General features: G+C 36.7%; 18 protein-coding genes. 3 read left to right on the top strand and 15 right to left on the bottom strand.

Features of this window, described 5'->3' with window-relative positions; genetic code table 11:
• Positions 1 to 16: 16 nt before the first annotated feature.
• The 6 genes from AC3WV0_RS02165 to AC3WV0_RS02140 form a co-directional block, all read right to left on the bottom strand.
• A complete protein-coding gene (locus tag AC3WV0_RS02165) occupies positions 17 to 364 on the bottom strand; it encodes a hypothetical protein (protein ID WP_488843580.1) in 348 nt (115 codons plus the stop codon).
• A 345-nt stretch (positions 365 to 709) separates the two neighbouring features.
• Positions 710 to 1,423, bottom strand: coding sequence for a lycopene cyclase domain-containing protein (locus AC3WV0_RS02160; protein ID WP_488843579.1), 714 nt, complete (start codon positions 1,421 to 1,423; stop codon positions 710 to 712).
• Positions 1,424 to 1,879, bottom strand: coding sequence for a sterol desaturase family protein (locus tag AC3WV0_RS02155; protein ID WP_488843577.1), 456 nt, complete (start codon positions 1,877 to 1,879; stop codon positions 1,424 to 1,426).
• Positions 1,880 to 1,901: 22 nt separating this feature from the next.
• A complete protein-coding gene (locus tag AC3WV0_RS02150; protein WP_488843575.1) occupies positions 1,902 to 2,738 on the bottom strand; it encodes a phytoene/squalene synthase family protein in 837 nt (278 codons plus the stop codon).
• 5 nt (positions 2,739 to 2,743) lie between these two features.
• On the bottom strand, positions 2,744 to 4,213 hold the full coding sequence (locus tag AC3WV0_RS02145) for a phytoene desaturase family protein (protein ID WP_488843573.1): 1,470 nt from the start codon (positions 4,211 to 4,213) through the stop codon (positions 2,744 to 2,746).
• A gap of 2 nt (positions 4,214 to 4,215) precedes the next feature.
• Positions 4,216 to 4,884, bottom strand: a complete 669-nt coding sequence (locus tag AC3WV0_RS02140) for a MarR family winged helix-turn-helix transcriptional regulator (protein WP_488843571.1) — start codon at positions 4,882 to 4,884, stop codon at positions 4,216 to 4,218.
• Positions 4,885 to 5,049: 165 nt separating this feature from the next.
• Here AC3WV0_RS02140 and AC3WV0_RS02135 point away from each other — a divergent pair, with 165 nt between their 5' ends.
• Positions 5,050 to 5,499, top strand: coding sequence for a PA2169 family four-helix-bundle protein (locus AC3WV0_RS02135; RefSeq protein WP_488843569.1), 450 nt, complete (start codon positions 5,050 to 5,052; stop codon positions 5,497 to 5,499).
• 168 nt (positions 5,500 to 5,667) lie between these two features.
• On the opposite strand, the gene AC3WV0_RS02130 is transcribed toward AC3WV0_RS02135, so the two are convergent.
• The 3 genes from AC3WV0_RS02130 to AC3WV0_RS02120 form a co-directional block, all read right to left on the bottom strand.
• Positions 5,668 to 6,720, bottom strand: a complete 1,053-nt coding sequence (locus AC3WV0_RS02130; protein ID WP_488843567.1) for a UDP-glucose--hexose-1-phosphate uridylyltransferase — start codon at positions 6,718 to 6,720, stop codon at positions 5,668 to 5,670.
• Positions 6,704 to 7,891: a galactokinase gene (gene galK / locus AC3WV0_RS02125; protein ID WP_488843565.1), complete on the bottom strand. Its 1,188-nt coding sequence runs from the start codon at positions 7,889 to 7,891 to the stop codon at positions 6,704 to 6,706. Before galK ends, AC3WV0_RS02130 begins: the two co-directional genes overlap by 17 nt.
• A gap of 81 nt (positions 7,892 to 7,972) precedes the next feature.
• Positions 7,973 to 8,845 (bottom strand): AraC family transcriptional regulator, encoded by an 873-nt coding sequence (locus tag AC3WV0_RS02120; RefSeq protein ID WP_488843564.1) that lies wholly within the window; start codon positions 8,843 to 8,845, stop codon positions 7,973 to 7,975.
• A gap of 158 nt (positions 8,846 to 9,003) precedes the next feature.
• Here AC3WV0_RS02120 and AC3WV0_RS02115 point away from each other — a divergent pair, with 158 nt between their 5' ends.
• Positions 9,004 to 9,600 carry a hypothetical protein gene (locus tag AC3WV0_RS02115; protein WP_488843562.1) on the top strand — a complete coding sequence of 199 codons (597 nt, stop codon included), beginning with the start codon at positions 9,004 to 9,006 and terminating at the stop codon, positions 9,598 to 9,600.
• Between the two features lie 120 nt (positions 9,601 to 9,720).
• On the opposite strand, the gene AC3WV0_RS02110 is transcribed toward AC3WV0_RS02115, so the two are convergent.
• The 6 genes from AC3WV0_RS02110 to AC3WV0_RS02085 all read right to left on the bottom strand — a co-directional run bounded on the left by AC3WV0_RS02110 (position 9,721) and on the right by AC3WV0_RS02085 (position 19,864).
• Positions 9,721 to 11,754: an alpha-glucuronidase gene (locus tag AC3WV0_RS02110; RefSeq protein ID WP_488843560.1), complete on the bottom strand. Its 2,034-nt coding sequence runs from the start codon at positions 11,752 to 11,754 to the stop codon at positions 9,721 to 9,723.
• Between the two features lie 136 nt (positions 11,755 to 11,890).
• Complete coding sequence (locus AC3WV0_RS02105) at positions 11,891 to 12,865, bottom strand: glycoside hydrolase family 43 protein (RefSeq protein ID WP_488843558.1); 975 nt, start codon at positions 12,863 to 12,865, stop codon at positions 11,891 to 11,893.
• Between the two features lie 90 nt (positions 12,866 to 12,955).
• Complete coding sequence (locus AC3WV0_RS02100; RefSeq protein ID WP_488843556.1) at positions 12,956 to 14,071, bottom strand: endo-1,4-beta-xylanase; 1,116 nt, start codon at positions 14,069 to 14,071, stop codon at positions 12,956 to 12,958.
• An 8-nt stretch (positions 14,072 to 14,079) separates the two neighbouring features.
• Positions 14,080 to 15,528, bottom strand: coding sequence for an MFS transporter (locus tag AC3WV0_RS02095; protein ID WP_488843554.1), 1,449 nt, complete (start codon positions 15,526 to 15,528; stop codon positions 14,080 to 14,082).
• A 28-nt stretch (positions 15,529 to 15,556) separates the two neighbouring features.
• Positions 15,557 to 17,467 carry a sialate O-acetylesterase gene (locus tag AC3WV0_RS02090; RefSeq protein WP_488843551.1) on the bottom strand — a complete coding sequence of 637 codons (1,911 nt, stop codon included), beginning with the start codon at positions 17,465 to 17,467 and terminating at the stop codon, positions 15,557 to 15,559.
• A gap of 15 nt (positions 17,468 to 17,482) precedes the next feature.
• Complete coding sequence (locus AC3WV0_RS02085) at positions 17,483 to 19,864, bottom strand: beta-L-arabinofuranosidase domain-containing protein (protein WP_488843550.1); 2,382 nt, start codon at positions 19,862 to 19,864, stop codon at positions 17,483 to 17,485.
• A gap of 522 nt (positions 19,865 to 20,386) precedes the next feature.
• On the opposite strand from AC3WV0_RS02085, the gene AC3WV0_RS02080 reads away from it, so the two are divergent.
• Positions 20,387 to 21,073 carry an NUDIX hydrolase gene (locus AC3WV0_RS02080; protein ID WP_488843548.1) on the top strand — a complete coding sequence of 229 codons (687 nt, stop codon included), beginning with the start codon at positions 20,387 to 20,389 and terminating at the stop codon, positions 21,071 to 21,073.
• Positions 21,074 to 21,104: the final 31 nt, after the last annotated feature.

Raw genomic sequence — 21,104 nt, 5'->3', positions numbered from 1 at the left:
TTTCCATTTAATAAAATTATATCGAAACTGTTTTTGTTTTGGTATTGTAAATAATTACCTCTTCAGGATTTTTCCCTGTTTTAGATAAGCCTTCTACGTGAATAACGTTAAAATTCTGTGGCTTATAAATTTTCACTTCATTTGTCATTTCATCAACAATTACCTTTTCTGCATTTTCAAAGCTGATATTCTTTGATGACAAAGAGACATTTCCTGTAAAAACTGTTGTTTTTTCTTTTAAATTTCTTTTGGCGTTATCACCTTTGAATCTCAATTGATCATCATCTGTTTGCTGTTGAGAGAAGATTTGGTGAGAACAAAGCAACAGTAAAAATACGCCCAAAAGTTTTAAATTTTTATTCATTGTTTATTATTTAGTTTAAAGTTATACAAAAGAACAAATAAATTTATTAGCGGATAAAAAAATAACTTTTTTTAACGTATCTAAAATTATTGAACGTCAGCGCAAACACACTGTCATCAAATCACTAAAAATCAAAAAGAGATCGTAATTTTCACTAACTAATGACATTAGACTAAGCGGCCTACTGAATTGAGAGTTTTTTATTTTGAATTATCCTTAAATAAGATAAAGCTAGACCAATAAATCTTAACCTATTCCGAAACATTTACAATATATCCAAACAGGTCCGGAATGTAAGTGGTTCATTATTGTAGCAGTTTTAACAAGGATTTAAACCTGTTGAAATCAGGCTTCTACTTCAATAACAGGCTTTTCTTCATTTTTTCTAAACATTTCGAATAGAAAAATATTCCACAGAATCAGTTCATAGCCATAGACAGTATCCTCAATCGGAATTGTTAAAATTCTTAATCCAATAAAATCTTCAGGATTGTAGTTGACAATAGGAGATTCCAGGCCGGTTCCTGTAAGAATTCCATTGACCATTAAAAATCCTGGCATCAGAAGCAGGTATACGAAGGAAGCTTTACCAATCCATTTTACTTTAAGGATAAAACGCAGAATAAAAAGGCTGCAGCCGGTCGTCAGAAAAGTAATGAAAGTATAGATCCTGTCACAAAACCAGACACTGATAAATAACGCTCCTAAAATGCTGATCAGGACAAAAATATTTTGCGGAAGAGGTCTCCAGTCGAGCTTAAAAAATTTATCCAGACAATAATAAGTGAAAATACAGGCAAAAGGAATGCATATGAAAAAAAGCAACTCTTCAAGCGGTAACCCGAAAAACCGTATTCCCAAAAGGTACCGGTCATTAAACCACCACACTCCTATTCTGGTAAACCAGGCATCCCACGCTACGAATACAGCACCGACGATCAGCGAGGCAGTAAGAAACGGACCGAAATATCTACTGAATCTTATCTTATGGTGAAAAGAAAAAATAAAACATATAATGACCGTAAAAAAATTGATAAGAAGGTAGATGTATTGCTGCATTTATTTATTTTTATTGAAGTACATTTTAAAATATTTGATGGGAACCCAAAGGAATCCGAAGCATTCGCCTTCTTCCTTTCCTGTATGCTTATGATGTTGTTTATGCGCACGTCTGATGGCCAAGAGATAAGGGTTTTCGGTATTTCTTAGCAGCTTTATTCTTTGATGAATGAAAATATCGTGAACAAAAAAGTAAGCCATCCCGTAGAGTGCAATTCCAAGTCCTATATAGAACCAATGATTAAAGCCATTGACTGTTCCATAGTACATCAGAACAATAGTAGGAACAGCAAATATCACGAAGAAGTAGTCGTTTTTTTCCATATGTCCTTCATTGCTGTGGTCGTGGTGATCTTTGTGTAAGGCCCACAGCAGTCCGTGCATAATGTATTTATGAATGAGCCATGTCATGCCCTCCATCACAAAAAAAGTTGCTATTACAATTAGGAAATTCATCTTTTAACTGGTATAAATGTCATTATAAAAAAGAAGTTTTGTACTGAACATAACAGCTCATCATCAGGGAGATTTTTGCGCCGTTGGATATTCTTATTCTCTCGCTCATGATGGTCTGAGCCGACTTTCTCTTGATCTTTTTAAACAGAGAAACATAATATCTGTAGGCAAGATATACTCCGAATCTCGAGGATGCAGGAAGTTTTTTGATTCCGATCAGTGCCTGCCTGAATTCTTCTTCAATCTCTTTTTCTATCGACAGCTTTATATTATTATCAAATGAAGTCATATCAAGGTTTGGAAAATAGCTTCTTCCTAATATCTCATAATCATCTTTCATATCTCTTAGGAAATTAACCTTCTGAAAAGCTGATCCTAAAATCATGGCATAAGGTTTAAGGTTCTCATATTGCTCCCTGTTACCATTCACAAATATCTGAAGGCACATGAGACCTACCACTTCTGCGGAACCCAGAATATATTCTTTGTAAAGATCGGAATTATAATCGATTTTCTGAAGGTCCATTTCCATGCTTTTCAGGAACTGATGAATAAGCTTTTCATCAATATTGTAACGGTGTACCGTTTCCTGGAAAGACTGCAGTATAGGATTAAGTGAAATACGGTCTTCCAGCGCCTGAAAGGTTTCTTCTTTGAATTTTTTTAATAATCTTTCTTTATTATAATCATGAAAACTGTCCACAATCTCATCTGCCAGGCGCACATAGCCGTAGATGGCATAGATAGGATTTCTGATCGTGGATGACAAAGCTAAAATTCCCAGGGAAAAGCTTGTACTGTATTGTTTTGTGGTCTCTTTACTGACTTTATAAGAAAGTTCGTCAAATAGTTTTTTCATAGCAATCAATTTTTGTTGGCTTCATTTGCAGCTATTTTTCCTGAAATGATAGACGGCGGTACACCCGGTCCGGGTACGGTAAGCTGCCCCGTATAGAAGAGATTCTTTATTTTTTTATTTCTGAGCGATGGTTTCAGCACTGCAGTCTGGGATAATGTGTTGGCAAGACCGTATGCATTTCCCTGATAAGCGTTGTAGTCTTCTTTAAAATCTTTTACACAATAACTTCTTTTATAGTCGATTTTCAGAAGAAGGTCGGTGGCTCCTGTGTGTTTTTCCAATCTTAAGATCATTTCCATGAAATACCGTTCTCTTATTTCTTCAGAATCTTCAATTCCCGGTGCTACAGGCATTAGAAGAAAGACATTCTCACAGTTTTCAGGCGCTACGGAATCATCGGTTTTGGAAGGACAACAGGCGTAAAACAAAGGTTTTGTCGGCCATTTTTTATCTTTATAAATTTCTTCGGTGTGAAGATCAAGATCGTTTTCAAAAAATAAGGTATGATGCTTGAGATTTGGAATTTTTTCTTTAAATCCAAGAAAAAAGATCAGGCAGGAAGGAGCGAAAATTCTTTGTTCCCAGTAGTCTTCCGTATAGTTTCTGTATTCGCGGGAAAGAAGTTTTGTTTCCGTATGATGATAATCTGAAGAGGCAATGATGACATCGAAATCAATTTCCTTCTGATTTACCATCAATGAAGAGGCTTTTTTATCCTTTACATTAATCTTTTCAACATCTGCATTAACGTAAAAATGAGCTCCCTGCTCTTCTGCAATGTTTTTCATTGCATCAATAATTTTCGAGAAACCGCCCATTGGATACCATGTCCCTAACTTATATCCTCCGTAGTTCATTAAACTGTACAACGCAGGAATATCCTTTGGTGCAGCGCCCAGAAAAATAACAGGGAACTCCATTAAAACAATCAGTTTTGGATGAGTAAAATATTTTCGTACAAATCGCTGAAAATTGGTGAGAAGATCAAGCTTCAGAGCGCTTTTGGCTATTTTAGGTGAAACAAATTCAAACCATGAATGGCAGGGTTTATTGACGAAATCCTGCATTCCGACTTCATATTTGTACTGTGCATCTTCCATAAATGCATCGAGCTTATCTCCGGCTCCGGGTTCTGTTTTCTCAAAAAGGTCTTTCATCTCCTGGTAGTTGTGCGGAATATTCATTGTTCCGTCGGAGAAAACCATTTCAAATTGCGGATCTAAAGGAACAAGCGTGTAAAAGTCAGAAGCTTTTTTCCCGAAATCATTAAAAAAGGATTCTATAATATCGGGCATCCAGTACCAGCTGGGACCCATATCGAATGTATACCCATTTTCGGTTTTAAAATTTCTTGCTCTTCCTCCAAGATCATTATTTTTCTCAAAAAGATGTACTTCATGACCTTCTTTTGAAGCATAAGCTGCAGCCGAAAGCCCTGAAAATCCTGATCCTATTACCGCAATTTTCTTTTTCATAATTAATTTTTAAATGAATATTCTTCGTAAACGGTTTTGATCAGATCTTTGCTGTCGATATTTCTTGAAAAGATGGGATAATGAAAACGGTCCAATTTATTAAGGATTCTTATAAGTTCCATTTTTTCATGATAGGTAAGATTTCCGGCAACGATGTCGGTAGCTTCTCTTATTCTTTTCATCTGTGTCTCAAGAGCTTCTTTTCCTTTTTCTGAGATGGATATGATTTTATTCCTTTTGTCTATATCAGATTCTGCCTGTTCTATCCAGCCCTGTTTCAGAAGCCTTGTAATGATGAGCATCCCCACAGGTTTGTCATGGATGTTTTTTTTGATCAGCTCCATTTTCGTCATTTTACCGAACGCTTTAAGATTAATAAGATAAATAAAATCTTCCTGTGTCGTAAAATCGGAATCTGAAATAGCAGACTTGGAGTAGGTCTTGGCGTATCGGTTTACATGGACTAACAATGTACTTATAGCACTTTCGGGGGTTCTTCCGTTTTCCTTTCCTTCCCAGTATGGTTCTTCTTTATGTTTGTTTTCAAACGATGATTTATCACATAGCCATTCTTTAAAACCATTTATATTGGCAGGATAATAGCTATCTGTATTTTCAATTTCAAACTGTTCAAGAAGATCAATGACTTCTTTTGTCATTCCGTAATTCATGATATTGAATTTAATTTATAAATATACCAATATATAAAAATTTTAGTATAATTATAAACCACCATCACTTTTTATGCCAAACTTATTTTTTAAAATTTAAATAAAATTAATCTATGAAGGCATGCTTATTGCAACTTACAAGGGACACCAATAAAAAAATTTAATATGAACAACGAAAAAACAGTATCAGTACTAAACGATTTACTGAACATTACGAATGACAGAATTGAAGGATTTTCTAAAGTAGAAGACAAAGTATGGGATACCCATTCTGCCCTGAAGAATGATTATGATCAAATGGTTTCCCAGTCTCAAACGATGAAATCTGATCTTGTGAGACTTATTAATGAGCGTGGCGGTGAGGTTGACAATACGACAAGTACTGCCGGAGCGTTTCACAGAGCCTGGATTGATGTTAAAAATTCATTTGCCGGAGACAAAGATGAATCTACACTTGAAAATGTTGTTTTTGGTGAAAAAGCGGCTATTAATGCCTACCAGGATGCATTGGACAGCGGAGATCTTTGCCCGGAAAGTTCACAGGTAGTTTCTGACCACCTTCATCATTTGAAGTCTTCTTATGCAAGATTTGAGAATCTGGAAGAATTAAATTAACACATACTGTTTCGTATAGTATTAGAAATAAGAGAACTCTTTAGAAGGGTCCTCTTATTTTTTATTAAAGGTTTTAAATTGTTGCAAATTAAATCAGTTTATCTTTACCAGTAATGATTTGAGCTTAAGAAATTATAAATCTTAATTACTTAATTTTATTACAACGCCTCAATTTCCACTTTTATAATGTACTGTTGAAAGCCTCTTCAGGATTTCTGCGCTTTGTTCGGGAGTTATATCCCTTTGTGCTTCAGCAAGCATTTCGTAGCCAACCATAAATTTTTTCACTTCTGCACTTCGAAGCAATGGCGGATAAAAATGCATGTGAAAATGCCATTCGGGATGCTCCAGTCCATCTGTCGGAGATTGGTGAATGCCCGCCGAATACGGAAATGATATTTCAAAAAGATTATCATATTTTGTTGTAAGATCCTTGATAATCTCTGCAAATAATATTTTCTCATCTTCCGAAAAGTGAAGCAGATTACCTATTTTTCTTTTGCTGATAATCATGGTTTCGTAAGGCCATACCGCCCAGAAAGGAACCAGCGCCACAAAACTTTCGTTTTCCAGAATAATCCTTTCACCTACTTCCAATTCTTTTTGTAGGTAATCTTCTAAAAGTGATCTTCCTGTTTTCTCAAAATAAAACCTTAAATTTTCCTGAGTTCTAACCACTGCAGACGGAATAGATGACTGCGCCCAAATCTGTCCGTGCGGATGTGGATTGCTGCATCCCATGACCTGTCCTTTATTTTCGAAAATCTGAACGTGGTTGATAAAATCTTCACTTCCAAGTTCCTCATATTGTTGTTGCCAGATATCCACAACGTTTCTAATATCTTCAACCTCCATTTCAGGCAATGTCAAGCTATGGTTTTCTGAGAAACAGATTACCCTGTTGATTCCGCGTTCCGGCTTAAGAGAAAAAAAATCTGAATGATCCTCAGAGAATTCGACTTTTTCATTGAGCAAAGAGCCAAAATCGTTATCAAAAACATACACCCCTTTATAATCCGGATTTCTCTGACCATTCACCCGAACATTTCCTGAACACAGATAGCATTCCGGATCATATTGCGGAAGTTTCTCTTCTACAGGTTTCTCAGTCTGTCCCTGCCAGGGCCTTTTGGCGCGTTGGGGAGAAACCAAAATCCATTCGTCCAAAAGCGGATTGTATCTTCTGTGCGGATGCTGCTTACTGTCAAATGCTAAACTCATTGGTTGTGTATTCTTTTGTTCCTTCTGAAATTTTTACCTGATATATTTTCATCTGAATATTAAATTCAGTCTGATATTTTTCACTTATGGTGTTAATGACTTTATCTACAAAATCTTCTTTAATGAGATTGATGCTGCAGCCGCCAAATCCGCCGCCCATAATTCTTGCGCCGAGAACGCCGTCTTCTTTTAAGGTCTGTTCTACAAGGAAATCAAGTTCATTGCAGCTGACCTCAAATTCTGTAGAAAGTCCGGAATGGGTTTCGGTAAGAAGTTCTCCGAGGCGAATGGCATTATTTTCAGACAAAGCCTGTGCTGCCTGCTCTACCCTCTTGATTTCTTTCAAAAGATAAAAGCATCTTTTATATGAGATCTCTCCTATTTCCTCACGCACCTGGTCAAGCATGTCAAAGCTGAAATCCCTGAATCTCTTAATATGTGGAAATTTTTCCCATAAAGCTTTTTTCCCATTGTCAACATCCCGGCGTCTGTCGTTGTATCCCGATGTGAGATGCGTATGTTTTACACAGCTGTCGAACAATACCAAACTGTAGCCTTCAAGATCTGCATTAAAATATTGATGATCCAGCGAATGACAGTCGAGCATGATCACTTTTCCGTCTTTTCCGAAAACGGAGGCAAACTGATCCATAATTCCACATTTGACGCCAACGAATGTATGTTCTGATTTCTGACCAATCAATGAAATTTCTTTTTTAGAAAAACCAAGATTAAAAATCTGATTAAGAATAAAAGCAAAACCGCATTCCAGCGCTGCAGATGAAGAAAGTCCGGAACCCATCGGTATCGTACTGCTGAAAGCAATCCGTAATCCTCCGATTGTCTTTCCTTCTTCCTGAATGGCATTGAAAACACCGAGTAAATAATTGACCCAGGTTTGTGCAACAGGTGATTGCTTTTCATTAATATTAAAACTGAAACTGTCATTAAAGTCCTTTGCAAAAAAAGTACAGGTTTCAGAATCCACCTTTTCTACTGCAAAACAGATGTATTTATCGATTGCGGCGGGTAAAACAAAGCCATCACTGTAATCAACGTGCTCACCGATAATATTGATTCTTCCCGGTGAAAGAAAGATATGTTCGGGCTCTGACTGAAAAGCAGTTTTAAAAGCCTCTTTTGTATCATTAATTAATTTTTCCTGGATCAAAATACGAATGTTTTTATGCTGTAATTTATAAGTGTTAAATTTACACGTATATTTTAAAATAAACAATTATTGTCTTTGAAATTATTCCATAAAATAATTAAACTCTTTTCTGTACTGTGACGGACTTTTTTTAATGTATTCTTTAAAAGTTTTATTAAAATAGCTAAAATTGTTGAAGCCCGATTCGAAACAAACTTCAGTAATGCTTAAAGGCTGTTCTGCAAGGAGTTTCAGAGAGTGCGTAATCCGGTATTCATTCACGAACTGGGTGAATGTTTTATTCGTAATTTTCTTAAAATAACGGCAGAATGAAGGAACTTTCATATTGGCAAGATCGGCAATTTCTTCAAGGGTGATCTGTTCTTTGAAGTGATCTTTCACATAATTAAAAATATGGTTGATTCTTTCATTGTCCTCCACCTGTGTCTGCAGATAATATTTTCCGGCGTTTAATATTCTATAATCCTGTGTAGTGGCCAGTTCATCCAATATTTCGAGAAAGCTGATGAGCTTGCTCAACGATGACATTTCGTGCATATCGGCTATTTTTTTTCCGACTGTTTTTTTAATGTTTTCCTCGAAAACAATTCCGGCTTTTGATTTTTCAAGCAAAGCAGAAATTCTGTGCATCTCAGGAGTTTCCCATATATTTTCTCCCAGGAAATCGGGTTTGAACTGGATCACCATTTCGTAATCATTATTGGTATTTTCATTGGTAAGTCCACAATGTGGAAGGTTGCTCCCGATCAGCACCAGGTCGCCATCTGAAAAATAAGAAATATTACTTCCTATCTGTCTTTTTCCTGATCCTTTGCAGACAAATATAAGCTCAACTTCAGGATGATAATGCCAGACATGTGATTTTATATTTTCATTCCGAAGAAATTTAAGGCTGGTAAAACTACTGCCAATATTAGGTTTTATGGCTTCAAAAGCAGGATGTGAATGTTTCATGTTATGCCTTATATTATATATGCAAAATTAACAATTAATATTTAATTAACATAGACAAAAGGGTAATATTGTACATATATATGAAAATTGTATTGTAGAAACAACAAGATTACTGCTGTAGATTTGCAGTATAAATTCAACAAAAAAAACTTATCATTATGAATAAATTATTAAAATCTGGTTTTCTTGCAGGATTCTTATTAATCTCAGCAAGTTTGATGAGTAAGGACAGAGATTTTTCTATCTCTTTGGGAAATGTAAATTCAAAAACATTAAACTTTGAAATATCAAATGCTAAAAATGTTTCATTGTTTGTTTATAACGATATTGACGGTGAGTTATTTTCAGAGAAATTAAATACCGAAAATTCGGTATCAAAATCTTATGATCTGAATGAATTTGCTTCAGGAACGTATTACCTGGTTGCAGAATCTGAAACAAAAGTTGAAAAATACAGAATTAATATCACTAAGAATAACGTGATGGAAGTTGACAAAACTCCGGTGAGCGTAATCAATAAACCTGAATATACAATTTCAGATAATCTGGTGAAGCTTCATTTATCCAACACAAAAAATCCGGTGAATATTTCTGTAATGGATTTTGCAAACAACAGTTATTATAATCAAACTAAACAATCTGCGGATGGGGAACTGGATTTGACATTTGATCTTAACCGAAATACTTCAGAAAACTACATCATCCGAGTAGAAGAAAATGGAAATATTTTTAACAAGATAATTTCTCTGAAATAATCTTAAACTAAATTATTTATATAGTTGATCCGATTAGTCCCGGATAAATTTTACGTACAGTTATTTTTTTATGAGGCAACTCTTATTTTCAAATTATGGAAAAAGAGTTGCCTTATTTTTTTAATTATGGTGGCCCATCTTAAGCTTTATTTTTTTCAGATCTTCCAGCTCATGCACCGGTCTTTCGATATCGTAAGGAATCGGCATTTTAGAAAATGTCTGGAAATATAATAAACAGGCATCTTTCCACCACACGGCATCTTTAGACTGGATTTTCAGCTTTGACTGTACGTCTGTAAACCTTTGTGAATCAATATAAGGTTCCATCTGATCCCAGATTTTCTGATAATCTCTCACTTCATGAACTCCTGAATCATATTTATAACAAAGTTCTTCCCACAACGTTTTTCCGTCTTTCATTTTATAGTCCCACGGAACATGATGGAACCACAGAATAAGATTTTCAGGACAGGTTTTAATATTTCCATAGATCTCATTAAGCGGTGGAAAATACTGCGAAACGGCATCGCTTCCCGTTTTGGTTCTGTCGAATCCTACTCCATTTTTATCGGCCTGATGATAATATACCGGCGACCAGTCCGGTCTTCCGCCTTTATAATCTCCCCAAGGTTCGGGACCATAATGATGTCCTCCTGCAAAAATGTGGTGAAGTCCCAAAGGCATCATATAATCAACAGCGGTTTCTCTTGAAGTGAGCATCATTTCTTTTACTGGATTAAGAAACTTTTCATTATCGGTAAAAGTCATGGTGATCCATTCTTTTGCGATCTGATCTGCACTGAGTTCATGATTCCAGGCTAAGCGTCCAAAAGCATACCAGTTGGCTTGTGCAAAATGATGACCTGTCCAGTTGGTATCTTCTCCGATATTAGCCACAGCGGAAATGGCTGTCAATTTAGCAGGTCTTAATGTCCCGTCTGTAATTTTAGCAATTGTGGACCCTTTGCCATTAGAATAAGTATCGCTTTCCAGAGTTTCTTTAAATAAAGGAGCGAGATAAACGAGATGATTAGCCTGCCCCAGGTATTCCTGTGTAATCTGAAACTCCACCATTTCAGGAGTTTTCTTTAATGCTCCAAATAACGGATTGAATGCTTCGCGAGGCTGAAAATCAACAGGTCCATTTTTAATCTGAATAATCACATTATCCCTGAATTTCCCATCAAGAGGTACAAATTCAAGGTAGGCCTGCTTGGCACGGTCGTCTTTGCTTGGGCTGTACACAAAAGCTCTCCACATAACGATTCCTCCATAAGACTTCAGGACATCTGCCATCATGTTGGCTCCGTCAGCATGCGTTCTCCCGTAATCCTGAGGCCCTGGCTGACCTTCTGAATTGGCTTTCACCAAAAAACCACCGAAGTCCGGAATTAATTTATAAATTTCTGAAGCTTTATCTTTCCACCATTTCTGAACATTTTTATTTAAAGGATCTGAATTTTCGGTTCCTCCCAATACTTTGGGTGAGGCAAAATTTACCGAAAGATAAACCCTGATTCCGTACGGTCTGAAAATACCTGCCAGCACTTTTACTTTCTTCAGGTAATCCTCCCGAAGCATGTTCGGAGAAGCATTAACATTATTCAATACTACAGAATTGATGCCGACAGAAGCATTCGCTCTTGCGTATTCTTCATATCGGGGAGAAATTGTATTGGGTAAATCTTCCCATTTCCAAAGCGAATGACCGGCATAACCACGTTCGATGGTTCCGTCCAGATTATCCCAATGGTTTAGAATTCTTACATCGTACGAAGGTTTTTCTGTAATATTTAAATTTAACGTTGAAACTTGAGTCTGCTGAAGCCTTAAAATATGATACACTCCATACAGCAAACCTATTTCCTTTCCGGCAGAAATTACAATTTTATTCTGGGTGGATTTTATTGTGTAGCCATCCTTTAGATTTTTTAATGATTTATCGGTTCTCAGCTCCACCGTTTGTCCCTGCCAATGACTGCTTAATTCTTTTCTGGCAATATTTAAAGTCTGGCTATTTCCTTTAGCAATGATCTGATCTGCCGATATCTCATTTTTTGCTGGAAAGCGAAGCCAAAGCTGACTTCCGTCTTCGGCAAAAATCATTAACGGAATCATTAGAAATAGTACAAAATAAGCTCGGAAATGTTGCATTTTGATTTACTTTAATTAATTTTATTTTCCATAGGTTTTACCTAGGGCTATTGTTATTGAACCCTTCGGGTTCCGCGTGTGAAATTGGTTTAAAAACTTTGTCAAAGTTCAGAACTTTGACAAAGTTGATTGCATTTTACTGATTTTCGTCCAATCCTTCGATGGTTTTTATTTTACCGTTTTCATCATATTCCAGTTCAACAACTTTCATGCTTCTGAGCCAGGTTCTTCCGCCGCTTGGAACGCTGTCGTGAAAGAAAAGATACCATTTTCCTTTAAACTCAACAATACTGTGATGGGTCGTCCAGCCGACCACCGGTGTTAAGATTTCACCCTGAAAAGTAAATGGTCCGTAAGGATTATCTCCGGTTGCATAACAAAGTAAATGGGTATCACCTGTTGAATAGGAAAAATAATACTTTCCATTGTATTTGTGCATCCATGAAGCTTCAAAGAAACGGTGTTTGTCTCCGTGAAGCAGAGGATTTCCGTTTTCATCGAGGATAAGAACATCTTTAGGCTCTTCGGCAAACTCAAGCATATCGTCGCTCAGTAAAGCAACTTTAGATGGGATAGCTGGTTCATTATCCTGAGGAATTACGGCAGATTCCAAGGCTTTATTGTTCCGGTAACGTTGTAACTGTCCGCCCCAGATTCCTCCAAAATACATATAATGTTTTCCGTTTTCTTCAAAAATACATGGATCGATGCTATAACTTCCCATCATCGGATGTTTTTCAGGAACAAAAGGTCCGTACGGTTTGTCGCTCACTGCAACACCGATTCTGAAAATATCATTTTTATCTTTTAATGGGAAATACATATAATATTTGCCGTTTTTAAAAGCAACATCGCAGTCCCAGAGCTGTCTCCCCGACCATGGAATATCTTTAACGGAAAGCACCACACCATGATCCGTAATTTCTCCGTTTTCTACATCATCTAAAGAAAAAACGTGATAATCATTCATATCGAAGTGATCACCGTTGTCATTTTCTTCAATTCCGCTTTCACGGTCATGGGAAGGATAGATATAAATTTTACCCTCGAAAACATGTACGGAAGGATCTGCCATATAGTCTTTCGGGAATAGATATTTTGCTTTGTTCATTTTAGTTTAGACTTTTTTGATAATAGATTTATAAATTATAATTGATAATTGATGACTATAGTTATTAATTGTCATCACAACAATTACCATTTATTTCTTTTCTTTTGTTAATTCAATAATTTTTTCCACCACAGGTTTTGCTTTAAAATTTCGGTCAAAGAGTAATGGATAATCCGTTCTTCCTTTTACTGGGAAATCATTTTTCCAGGATTGGTTATCCGTAACGCCCCACATCGTCACTCGTCTGATTTTGTCTTGGTGTTTGATAAACAGACGGAAGAAATCGAGGTAACGGCTTTCCCATTCTTTCTGCACATTTTGCGGTAAACCTTTGGTATAAGGATTCATTTTTGCCTGGTATTCCACCGTATCTGAAACGTTGGCAGAAGTTCCCCATGGTGAAGGCAATGCACTAATTTCCATTTCGGTGACATTTACTTTTACTCCTGCGGAAGCATAGTCTACTAGCGCTTTTTCATATTCTTCCAGTTTCGGATTGTCAAGGCCTACGTGGGTCTGCATACCAACACCGTCAACTCTTATCCCTCTGGATTTCATCTTTTTAACGATATTGATTACAGTTTTCACTTTTTCAGGAAACCATTCGTTGTAATCATTGTAGTATAATTCAGCATTCGGATCGGCTTCCTGTGCATATTGGAACGCTAATGGAATAAATTCTTCACCAAGAATTTCATAGAACTTGCTTTTTCTGTATGTTCCGTCTTCCATAATGGCTTCGTTTACAACATCCCAGCCCTTCACGCGGCCTTTGTATCTTGAGACAACGGTGGTGATATGATTTTTCATTCGCTGTTTAAGCACTTCAGCGGAAACATCTTTACCATTTTTGTCCACAAAAAACCATTTGGGTAACTGCGAATGCCAGATGAGTGTATGACCGATGATAAACATGTTGTTTTTCTCACCAAAAGCCACAAAACGATCGGCATCATCAAAGAAAAATTTTCCTTCCTGAGGCTGCAAAAACATAGATTTCATACAGTTTTCCGCAACAATTGAACTGAACTGTGAAGTAATAATCTTGTCTGATTTCACATCTGTTCCGTTGATTTGCGGAAGACTCATGGCCGTACCTATATAAAATTTATCTTTAAAAGCTTTCTTCAGAGAATTTTCATTTTTCTGGGCTACTACATTTGAAACAGCCAAGGTCATTAAACCAAATAAAATAATACGCTTCATATTCATAATTATTGTTTTCTTCTTTCCGCCAGATCTTTCTCAATCTGAACTTCCATTTTCTTGTTAATTTTGTAAAATAAAAGCAGTCCACATGCTATGAAAAATGGGATCGATGGAAATACACTCACCAACATTTTAGCACCGGTCGCTACTGTTTCAGGCTGAATTACATTTACACTTCCTTCCGTAGAAACATATCCGTATTTGCCGATAATTAATGCTACTAACGAACTTCCGATACTTAAGCCAACCTTTAAACCTACCATCATGGCAGAAAAGATAATCGCTGTTGCTCTCCTGTTGTTTTTCCATTCGGAATAATCGGCAACGTCGGCAATCATGGCCCACAACAACGGCGTGCTGATCCCGTAAAAGAACCCATGTAAAATCTGTGACATGAACATAATCCCTACTGCTTTCGGAGGGTAAAAAATAAAGAACAGGACAAATAGAGTGGAAATGAAAAGTGATGCAATGAAGGTGTCGCGCTTTCCGTATTTGTCTGCAAACCTTTTAGAGAAAGTAATTCCAATAATCATCATGATAATTCCTCCTGCATTAAATAATCCGAAACCTGCTGATTTAGGATCTTCCCCGAAGAAATTCATTCCTATTGAATTGAAAAATGCTGTAATCGGTGAAATAAAACTTTTAAGCGAAGCTTCATCTACATAATTGTTAAAATAGTACACATACGCCCCTCCTTTCATTGCCAGCGTAATGAAAATAAAAGCCGTTACGGTGAGCATGATGATCCATGGTCTGTTCTGGAAAATATCTTTTAAATCCTCTTTTAAAGTAGATTTCTGTTCCGGTTTAGGAATAATTCTTTCTTTTGTGGTGAAGAATGTAATCAGAAGCATTACAGAACCAATTACAGCAAGCCAGGTCATCACCGTCTCGATACCGGCAGCTTTATCACCATGACCAACCGATAAAATGATCGGCAACATAAATACCTGAACAAAAAACTGTGCAAACATCACCGCTACAAAACGATAGGATGAAATACTGTTTCTTTCCCCCATATCCCCTGTGATCACACCGCTTAGTGCTGCATAAGGTAAGTTATTAGCCGCATACAATAACAACAATAATGAGTAAGTTGCTGCTGCATAAATCATTTTGCCCTTATAGGTAAAGTCTGGTGTACTGAAAGCCAATAATGCGGCCATACCTAGCGGAACTGCAGTAAATAAAATCCAAGGACGAAATTTCCCCCATTTAGTGCTGGTACGGTCGGCTAACGCTCCAATCATCGGATTGAAACCGAAACCGGCAATTAATCCTACAATTAGCGTGATTACCGAAGCATCTTCTGCCTTTAATCCGTAAATATCCGTGTAAAAATATGCGAGATAGGTTACCAGCGTCTGAAAAACAAGATTGGCAGCGAGATCTCCCAAACTGTAGCCTACTTTTTCTATAACCGATATTTTTTGTGGCTGATTATTCATTTCAAATATTTGATTTCTTTAAATTATTTTATTCTGTTGTAAACGGTGAAGCGGGAAGCCCGGCTTTGTTTTTTAAATTTCCGTCGGGATTGTCTGCCCAGTCATATCGTACGGAAACAGGATCTTTTATTTCATCATTCCACACAATGATATTTTTACCCTGGATTTTGGCTTTTGCCCACTGATAATTTCCATCTCTTCCTTTGATCGCAAAGCCTTTTAATTCTGAAACCGGTGCAAAATCATCAGTTCCTTTTTTGAAGGAAAGGATAATCTTATTTCCATCAGTTTTCATGGATTGGTAAACAGGTCCGTCTGCAATAATATTTTCGTTATCGGCTATTTTTAATGCCTGTAAAGCCAGCCTGTCTCCTACTGTTTTTTTATCTAAAGGGTGAATATCATTCCATTCTCCAACGTCTATAATTACGGCAAGCCCGGACTTTGGAACATTGAGCGAAACTTTCCGCTGCTGGTCTCTGAGCTCTGCCCAGTTACTTTCCACAGGCTGATTTTTAGCTTCCATAAAATTAGCAAGCTGAACAATCAGGAATGGTGCCTCTTTTTCATCCCATTTGGAACGCCAGTCGTTGATCATTGTCGTTAAAAGATCACCATACTCTTTAGGTTTTCCGGTATTGCTTTCTCCCTGATACCACAGAAATCCTTTCACTTTATAGTTAATCAACGGATTGATCATCGAATTGTATAGTCCGGTCGGCTTCCAGCGGATAAAGGTCTGCCCGGGAGCCATTTTTTCCATCTTCGCACCAATTCTGTATTTCCATGGACCTTTAAGATCGATTTTTTGGCCATCTATTTCAAGGTAGTAAGGTTTATCAGCAATGAATTGTCCTTTTCCACTGCCATTGGTAACTCTTACGACAATAATATTTTTTCCTTCCTTTAAAACACCAGCTGGAATATCATACCATCTCGGAGGATATTCGTACGTAACGTTTCCTACTTTTACCCCGTTGATGTAAGTCACATCAGCATCTTTTATTCTTCCCAAATTAAGGAACGCTGTTTTTTGTGCTGAACCTTTCGGCAGAATTATTTCTTTTCTGAACCAGACAGAGCCTTCAAACGGTCCTTCCTGATCTTCCCATGATCCCGGAACATTCATTGTTTTCCAGGAAGAATCATCAAGATCAAAATTTTCCCAGTGTTGATTTAAACCGATATCACTTTGATCAAGTTCGGCATACCATGCTCTGCTCAATGACTGCTCGTTAGATTCTGTAGATTTAATTAAATCATCATTTTTCCACTTTTCGGCTTCTTCGATATATTCAGGATATTTTTTAAGAGAATTTGCATCCATCCAGGCCTGCACCGGCGAACCGCCCAGACTGGTGTGAATAATTCCTACAGGTATTTTATTTTTTCCATTAAGATTTTTAGCAAAAAAATAGGCAACTCCCGAAAAATTCAAAATTGTCTGCGGATTGGCTGCTTCCCACTTACCTCCAATAAGGTCATTCTGAGGAGTTTTAAAATTGTATTGCTGAGGAACGGTAAAAAACCTGATATTCTGATTATTAACGATTTTCATTTCTTCTCCGTAAAGCGGCGTAAGCCTTCTCATCGGAAGTTCCATATTCGATTGACCGGAAGCTACCCAGACATCACCAATTAAGATATCTTTAAGCGTGATATCATTGATTGTCATTACAAATGGTCCGCCGGCTTTGAGCTCGGGAAGCGTAACATTCCAGTTTCCTGCGTTATCAGCTGTTGTAGAATACGTTTTATTTAAAAATTTAATATTTACCTTTTCGCCTACATCTGCATAGCCCCAGATCTTCAGTTTCTGATTTCTTTGGAGAATCATTCCGTCTGAAACCAATGCGGGAAGCTTTACTTTAGCATTAAATAAACAAACACTGAAAATGGCTATAATTAAAAATAAAGTTTTAGAACAATATATTTTCATTGGATTTTTTAATTTTTATTGATCAGATTTTTTATAATCCTTTGTCAGCAGACGTACCTCAATGATCTTTGAAGTAGTCATCTGCTCTTCAGTATAAAATTTTACACTAAGAATTTCTTTATTCTTTTCTGTTTCCGGAATCGGCAAAAGCATATACTGGGGTGAATTCCCTGCTTTGCCTTCGAACTTCTTAGCAGATACTTTTTTTCCGTTAATATCTACATTCAAAGCACGGTTTGCATTAGCATCAAAATATAAAATGTACAGATAAGCAGCATTTTTACCCGGATTTTTCATTCTGTAGCTGAACCATCCTTTTGCATCGCGGAAATGACGGTCTTCCATATATCCGGTATTTGAATCTTTGCTTTCAAAATTGTGATCAGATTCCGGCTGTTGCTCACCCAGCTGAATTTTATCTGCGGTGATGAGATCAAGTTTTCTGGTTTCGGCCTCTTCTTCCGCTTTCTTTTTCTGGATGCTTTCTATTCTATTCTGATCTGCCTGTGGCCAATACAAAATATATCTTTCTTCCTGAATTTTATAAAACGGAACCAGCTGAAAGCCTTTATCAAACTTTTCTTTAGGGTAAAGTCCTGTAAGACTGAATGTAAGATCTTTATCATTAACCGGTTTCACGTGATTAATAATTTCCTTACCATTTCCTAAAATAACAGGAATGTCATTTAACGGAATTTGCGGTCCGTGGGCGATATGCCCTCCACGGCTATCATCAGCTAATAATCCCTGTTGATTTTCTGTTCCGTATGTAGCGGCAAGAACAACAGGTCCGTATTTAAAAGCGTAATAATCTGATTTATCCGGCAATTGCTCTGCAGAAAGATGCATCGGAAGATTCATTTCGACCACATCTCCTTTTTTCCATTTTCTGGTTAAAGTAAAATAACCGTCGGCATCAGGCTGTACATGTCGCTGTTTTCCATTAATTGAAATGGTTACTTCAGAAGGATTAGCCCATTCCGGAGATCTCAGTTTCAGGTTGAAATTTCCCTTTCCCGCCAAATCAACAATTAATTTGGTGGATGGAGTTTCCGGGAAATTATTTTCCTGTCTGATCAAAATTTTCCTGTCTGCCCATTTGAGCGTTGATGGAATGAACAGATTAACGTAAAGGTCATTATCTGAATGTGCATAAATCATTTCACCATATTTGGCGTGATTTTCCAGTCCTGAACCTACGCAGCACCAAAAACTTGTCTGTGGCTGTGAGTATACACGATAATGCCCTGGACGCATGGGTGTGAAGTACACAAAACCTCCTTTATCATGATTTTCGGTAGAAAGAATATGGTTATAAAGCGCTTTCTCATAATAATCCATATAATAGGACTTGGGTAATGTCGCAAAAAGAGCTTTCGTAAGCTTCAGCATATTGTAGGTATTGCAGGTCTCAGGGCCTTCGATACTTTTGATCATACTGCTGAAGTCATTAACAGGATTAAAATGTTCACTGACACTGTTTCCTCCGATAATAGAAGACCTTTTTTCAGTAACGTTGTGCCAGAAAAAATCCGCCGCATTATTCCATTGCTGGTTGTTTTCAAGATCGGCGATGCGCTTATATCCTATTACTTTCGGAATCTGGGTATTGGCGTGAATTCCGGTAAGCTTGTCTTCTCCCAGAAGCAAAGGATTAAGAATCGCCTGATGCGAAAATCTGTGGGCAAGCTTAAGATATTTTTTATCTTTCGTAATTTCATAAACATCCGCAAAAACCTCATTTAGTCCACCGTGCTCACTTCGAAGCATATCCTGGATCTGTTCATCAGAAAGTCCTGAAACTTCATTGGCCATCCAGTCGGTAAGCTTAACGAGCATATTTTTTGCCTTTTCGCTTCCGGCATACCAATAAGCATCCCGAAGTCCGGCATAAATTTTATGAATATTGTATAAAGGAACCCATCTGTCATTCAGTCCAAAACTGGAAGCGCGGATGTTACCTTCTGAAATTTCTTTCCAAATTTTTTTGCCTGCAGGAACTCCTGAAATATAACCTTCCCCGGACGACATCTGACAACGGTCAAGCTCATCAATCATGTAATCCAGTCTCTGTTTGATTTTAGGATCTCCTGTTGATGCGTACATCAGTGATAACGCCGAAAGATAATGCCCTCCGATATGGCCGTCAAGACCTGTATTTTCCCAATTCGGATAGTTTTCCGCTTTTGGTTTTAAGCCTGCTTCCTTGAGATAAGGGGCCAAAAGCCTGTCGGGTTCCATGGAGAGGATATAATTTTTATCAGCCTGCATGGCTTTATTGAAAACACTTTCCGACAGCCTGACATCCCGCAATGGAAAATATTGGATCTTCTGACTCACCTGTGCGAAAGTCAACGATGCAAAACCTAATACTATAATGGAGAATTTTTTATTCATTAATAAATGTTATTTCAACATTTCTAAAATAAAAGAAAGAATCTATATACAAAACATTTTAGGAATCTGTAAGGCAAAATCGTTTAAGCAGAAGATTTAAAATACAATTTAAAATGAATAAAACTTCAGTAACTTATCATAAAAAATAAGATTATGAATCCATAAGAAAATCAGATCGATAAAATTAAATGATTGTATACAAAATGAATACACAATGTTTAACTAAAATTATTTATAATTCAAAAACCACTTATCGTATTTTTAATAGTAAGGTTAAAAAATTATTTTCTGGTTCTTGACTGAATCAAAATTCAAAAATTAACATAATTTTAACATTGATTTCATGTTCAATTAATGGTTTTTACTGATAAAAATTACATAAAATTGGATTTTTTTTCTCCCGAAATCATTTCCAACAGCTCTTATTTTAAACAAAATAAAAAAATTCAGAAAAAAAGTGTAAAAAACACATTTCTATATCGTCGTAACACTAAATACTTTACCTTTGTACAAAATATAAAGATGACACAGGATTATTCTCAATATCCCAGACATTTGGTAGCAGTTGACTGTATAATTTTCGGATTCGACGGTGAAAATCTTAAAATTCTTCTTGTACAAAGAAATTTTGAACCCAAACTGGGAGAATGGTCGCTGATGGGCGGTTTTATTGATGATAAAGAAAGCTCTGACCAAGCAGCGAATCGCGTTCTGAATACGCTTACCGGGCTTGAAAACATCTATCTCGAGCAGCTCAATTCATATACCGAAATCAACCGTGAGCCGACCGCCAGAATTATTTCTATTTCTTATTATGCTTTGATCAATATTGAGAAAAATATTCAGATTAATGAGAAGTATAGCGCCAAATGGTTTGATCTTCAGGATTTCCCTACTCTCATTTTTGATCATAACGAAATGGTGAAAGATGCAGTATTACGATTAAGAAGAAGAGCTTCTACAAGACCTATTGGATTTGAGCTGTTACCGGAAAAGTTTACTATGAAAGATCTTCAAAGTCTTTATGAAGCCATTTTCAATGAGCAATACGACAAACGGAATTTCATCAGTAAAATCAATGCGCTGGATATTCTCGTAAAAACGGAGGAAAAAGATATGACATCTTCGAAAAAAGGATCTTTTCTGTACCGTTTTGATGAAGGTAAATATAAGAAAAAGCTTGCTGAAGGTTTTATGTTTAAGATTTAAATTCTATTGGATAGAGATAGAACTCCTACGG

The sequence above is a fragment of the Chryseobacterium sp. 27AL genome (assembly GCF_057815395.1).
Note: the sequence above shows the minus strand (reverse complement) of the source record. Positions and strands in the feature narration are given on the sequence as shown.

Excerpts from the sequence above, each read along its gene's own strand:
- AC3WV0_RS02095 (WP_488843554.1), bottom strand. The coding sequence starts at position 15,528 with ATGAATAATCAGCCACAAAAAATATCGGTTATAGAAAAAGTAGGCTAC.
- AC3WV0_RS02120 (WP_488843564.1), bottom strand. The coding sequence starts at position 8,845 with ATGAAACATTCACATCCTGCTTTTGAAGCCATAAAACCTAATATTGGC.
- AC3WV0_RS02165 (WP_488843580.1), bottom strand. The coding sequence starts at position 364 with ATGAATAAAAATTTAAAACTTTTGGGCGTATTTTTACTGTTGCTTTGT.
- AC3WV0_RS02145 (WP_488843573.1), bottom strand. The coding sequence starts at position 4,213 with ATGAAAAAGAAAATTGCGGTAATAGGATCAGGATTTTCAGGGCTTTCG.
- AC3WV0_RS02105 (WP_488843558.1), bottom strand. The coding sequence starts at position 12,865 with ATGAACAAAGCAAAATATCTATTCCCGAAAGACTATATGGCAGATCCT.
- AC3WV0_RS02085 (WP_488843550.1), bottom strand. The coding sequence starts at position 19,864 with ATGAATAAAAAATTCTCCATTATAGTATTAGGTTTTGCATCGTTGACT.
- AC3WV0_RS02115 (WP_488843562.1), top strand. The coding sequence starts at position 9,004 with ATGAATAAATTATTAAAATCTGGTTTTCTTGCAGGATTCTTATTAATC.
- AC3WV0_RS02080 (WP_488843548.1), top strand. The coding sequence starts at position 20,387 with ATGACACAGGATTATTCTCAATATCCCAGACATTTGGTAGCAGTTGAC.
- AC3WV0_RS02130 (WP_488843567.1), bottom strand. The coding sequence starts at position 6,720 with ATGAGTTTAGCATTTGACAGTAAGCAGCATCCGCACAGAAGATACAAT.
- AC3WV0_RS02100 (WP_488843556.1), bottom strand. The coding sequence starts at position 14,071 with ATGAAGCGTATTATTTTATTTGGTTTAATGACCTTGGCTGTTTCAAAT.
- AC3WV0_RS02140 (WP_488843571.1), bottom strand. The coding sequence starts at position 4,884 with ATGAATTACGGAATGACAAAAGAAGTCATTGATCTTCTTGAACAGTTT.
- AC3WV0_RS02155 (WP_488843577.1), bottom strand. The coding sequence starts at position 1,879 with ATGAATTTCCTAATTGTAATAGCAACTTTTTTTGTGATGGAGGGCATG.
- AC3WV0_RS02110 (WP_488843560.1), bottom strand. The coding sequence starts at position 11,754 with ATGCAACATTTCCGAGCTTATTTTGTACTATTTCTAATGATTCCGTTA.
- AC3WV0_RS02090 (WP_488843551.1), bottom strand. The coding sequence starts at position 17,467 with ATGAAAATATATTGTTCTAAAACTTTATTTTTAATTATAGCCATTTTC.
- AC3WV0_RS02150 (WP_488843575.1), bottom strand. The coding sequence starts at position 2,738 with ATGAAAAAACTATTTGACGAACTTTCTTATAAAGTCAGTAAAGAGACC.
- AC3WV0_RS02160 (WP_488843579.1), bottom strand. The coding sequence starts at position 1,423 with ATGCAGCAATACATCTACCTTCTTATCAATTTTTTTACGGTCATTATA.
- AC3WV0_RS02135 (WP_488843569.1), top strand. The coding sequence starts at position 5,050 with ATGAACAACGAAAAAACAGTATCAGTACTAAACGATTTACTGAACATT.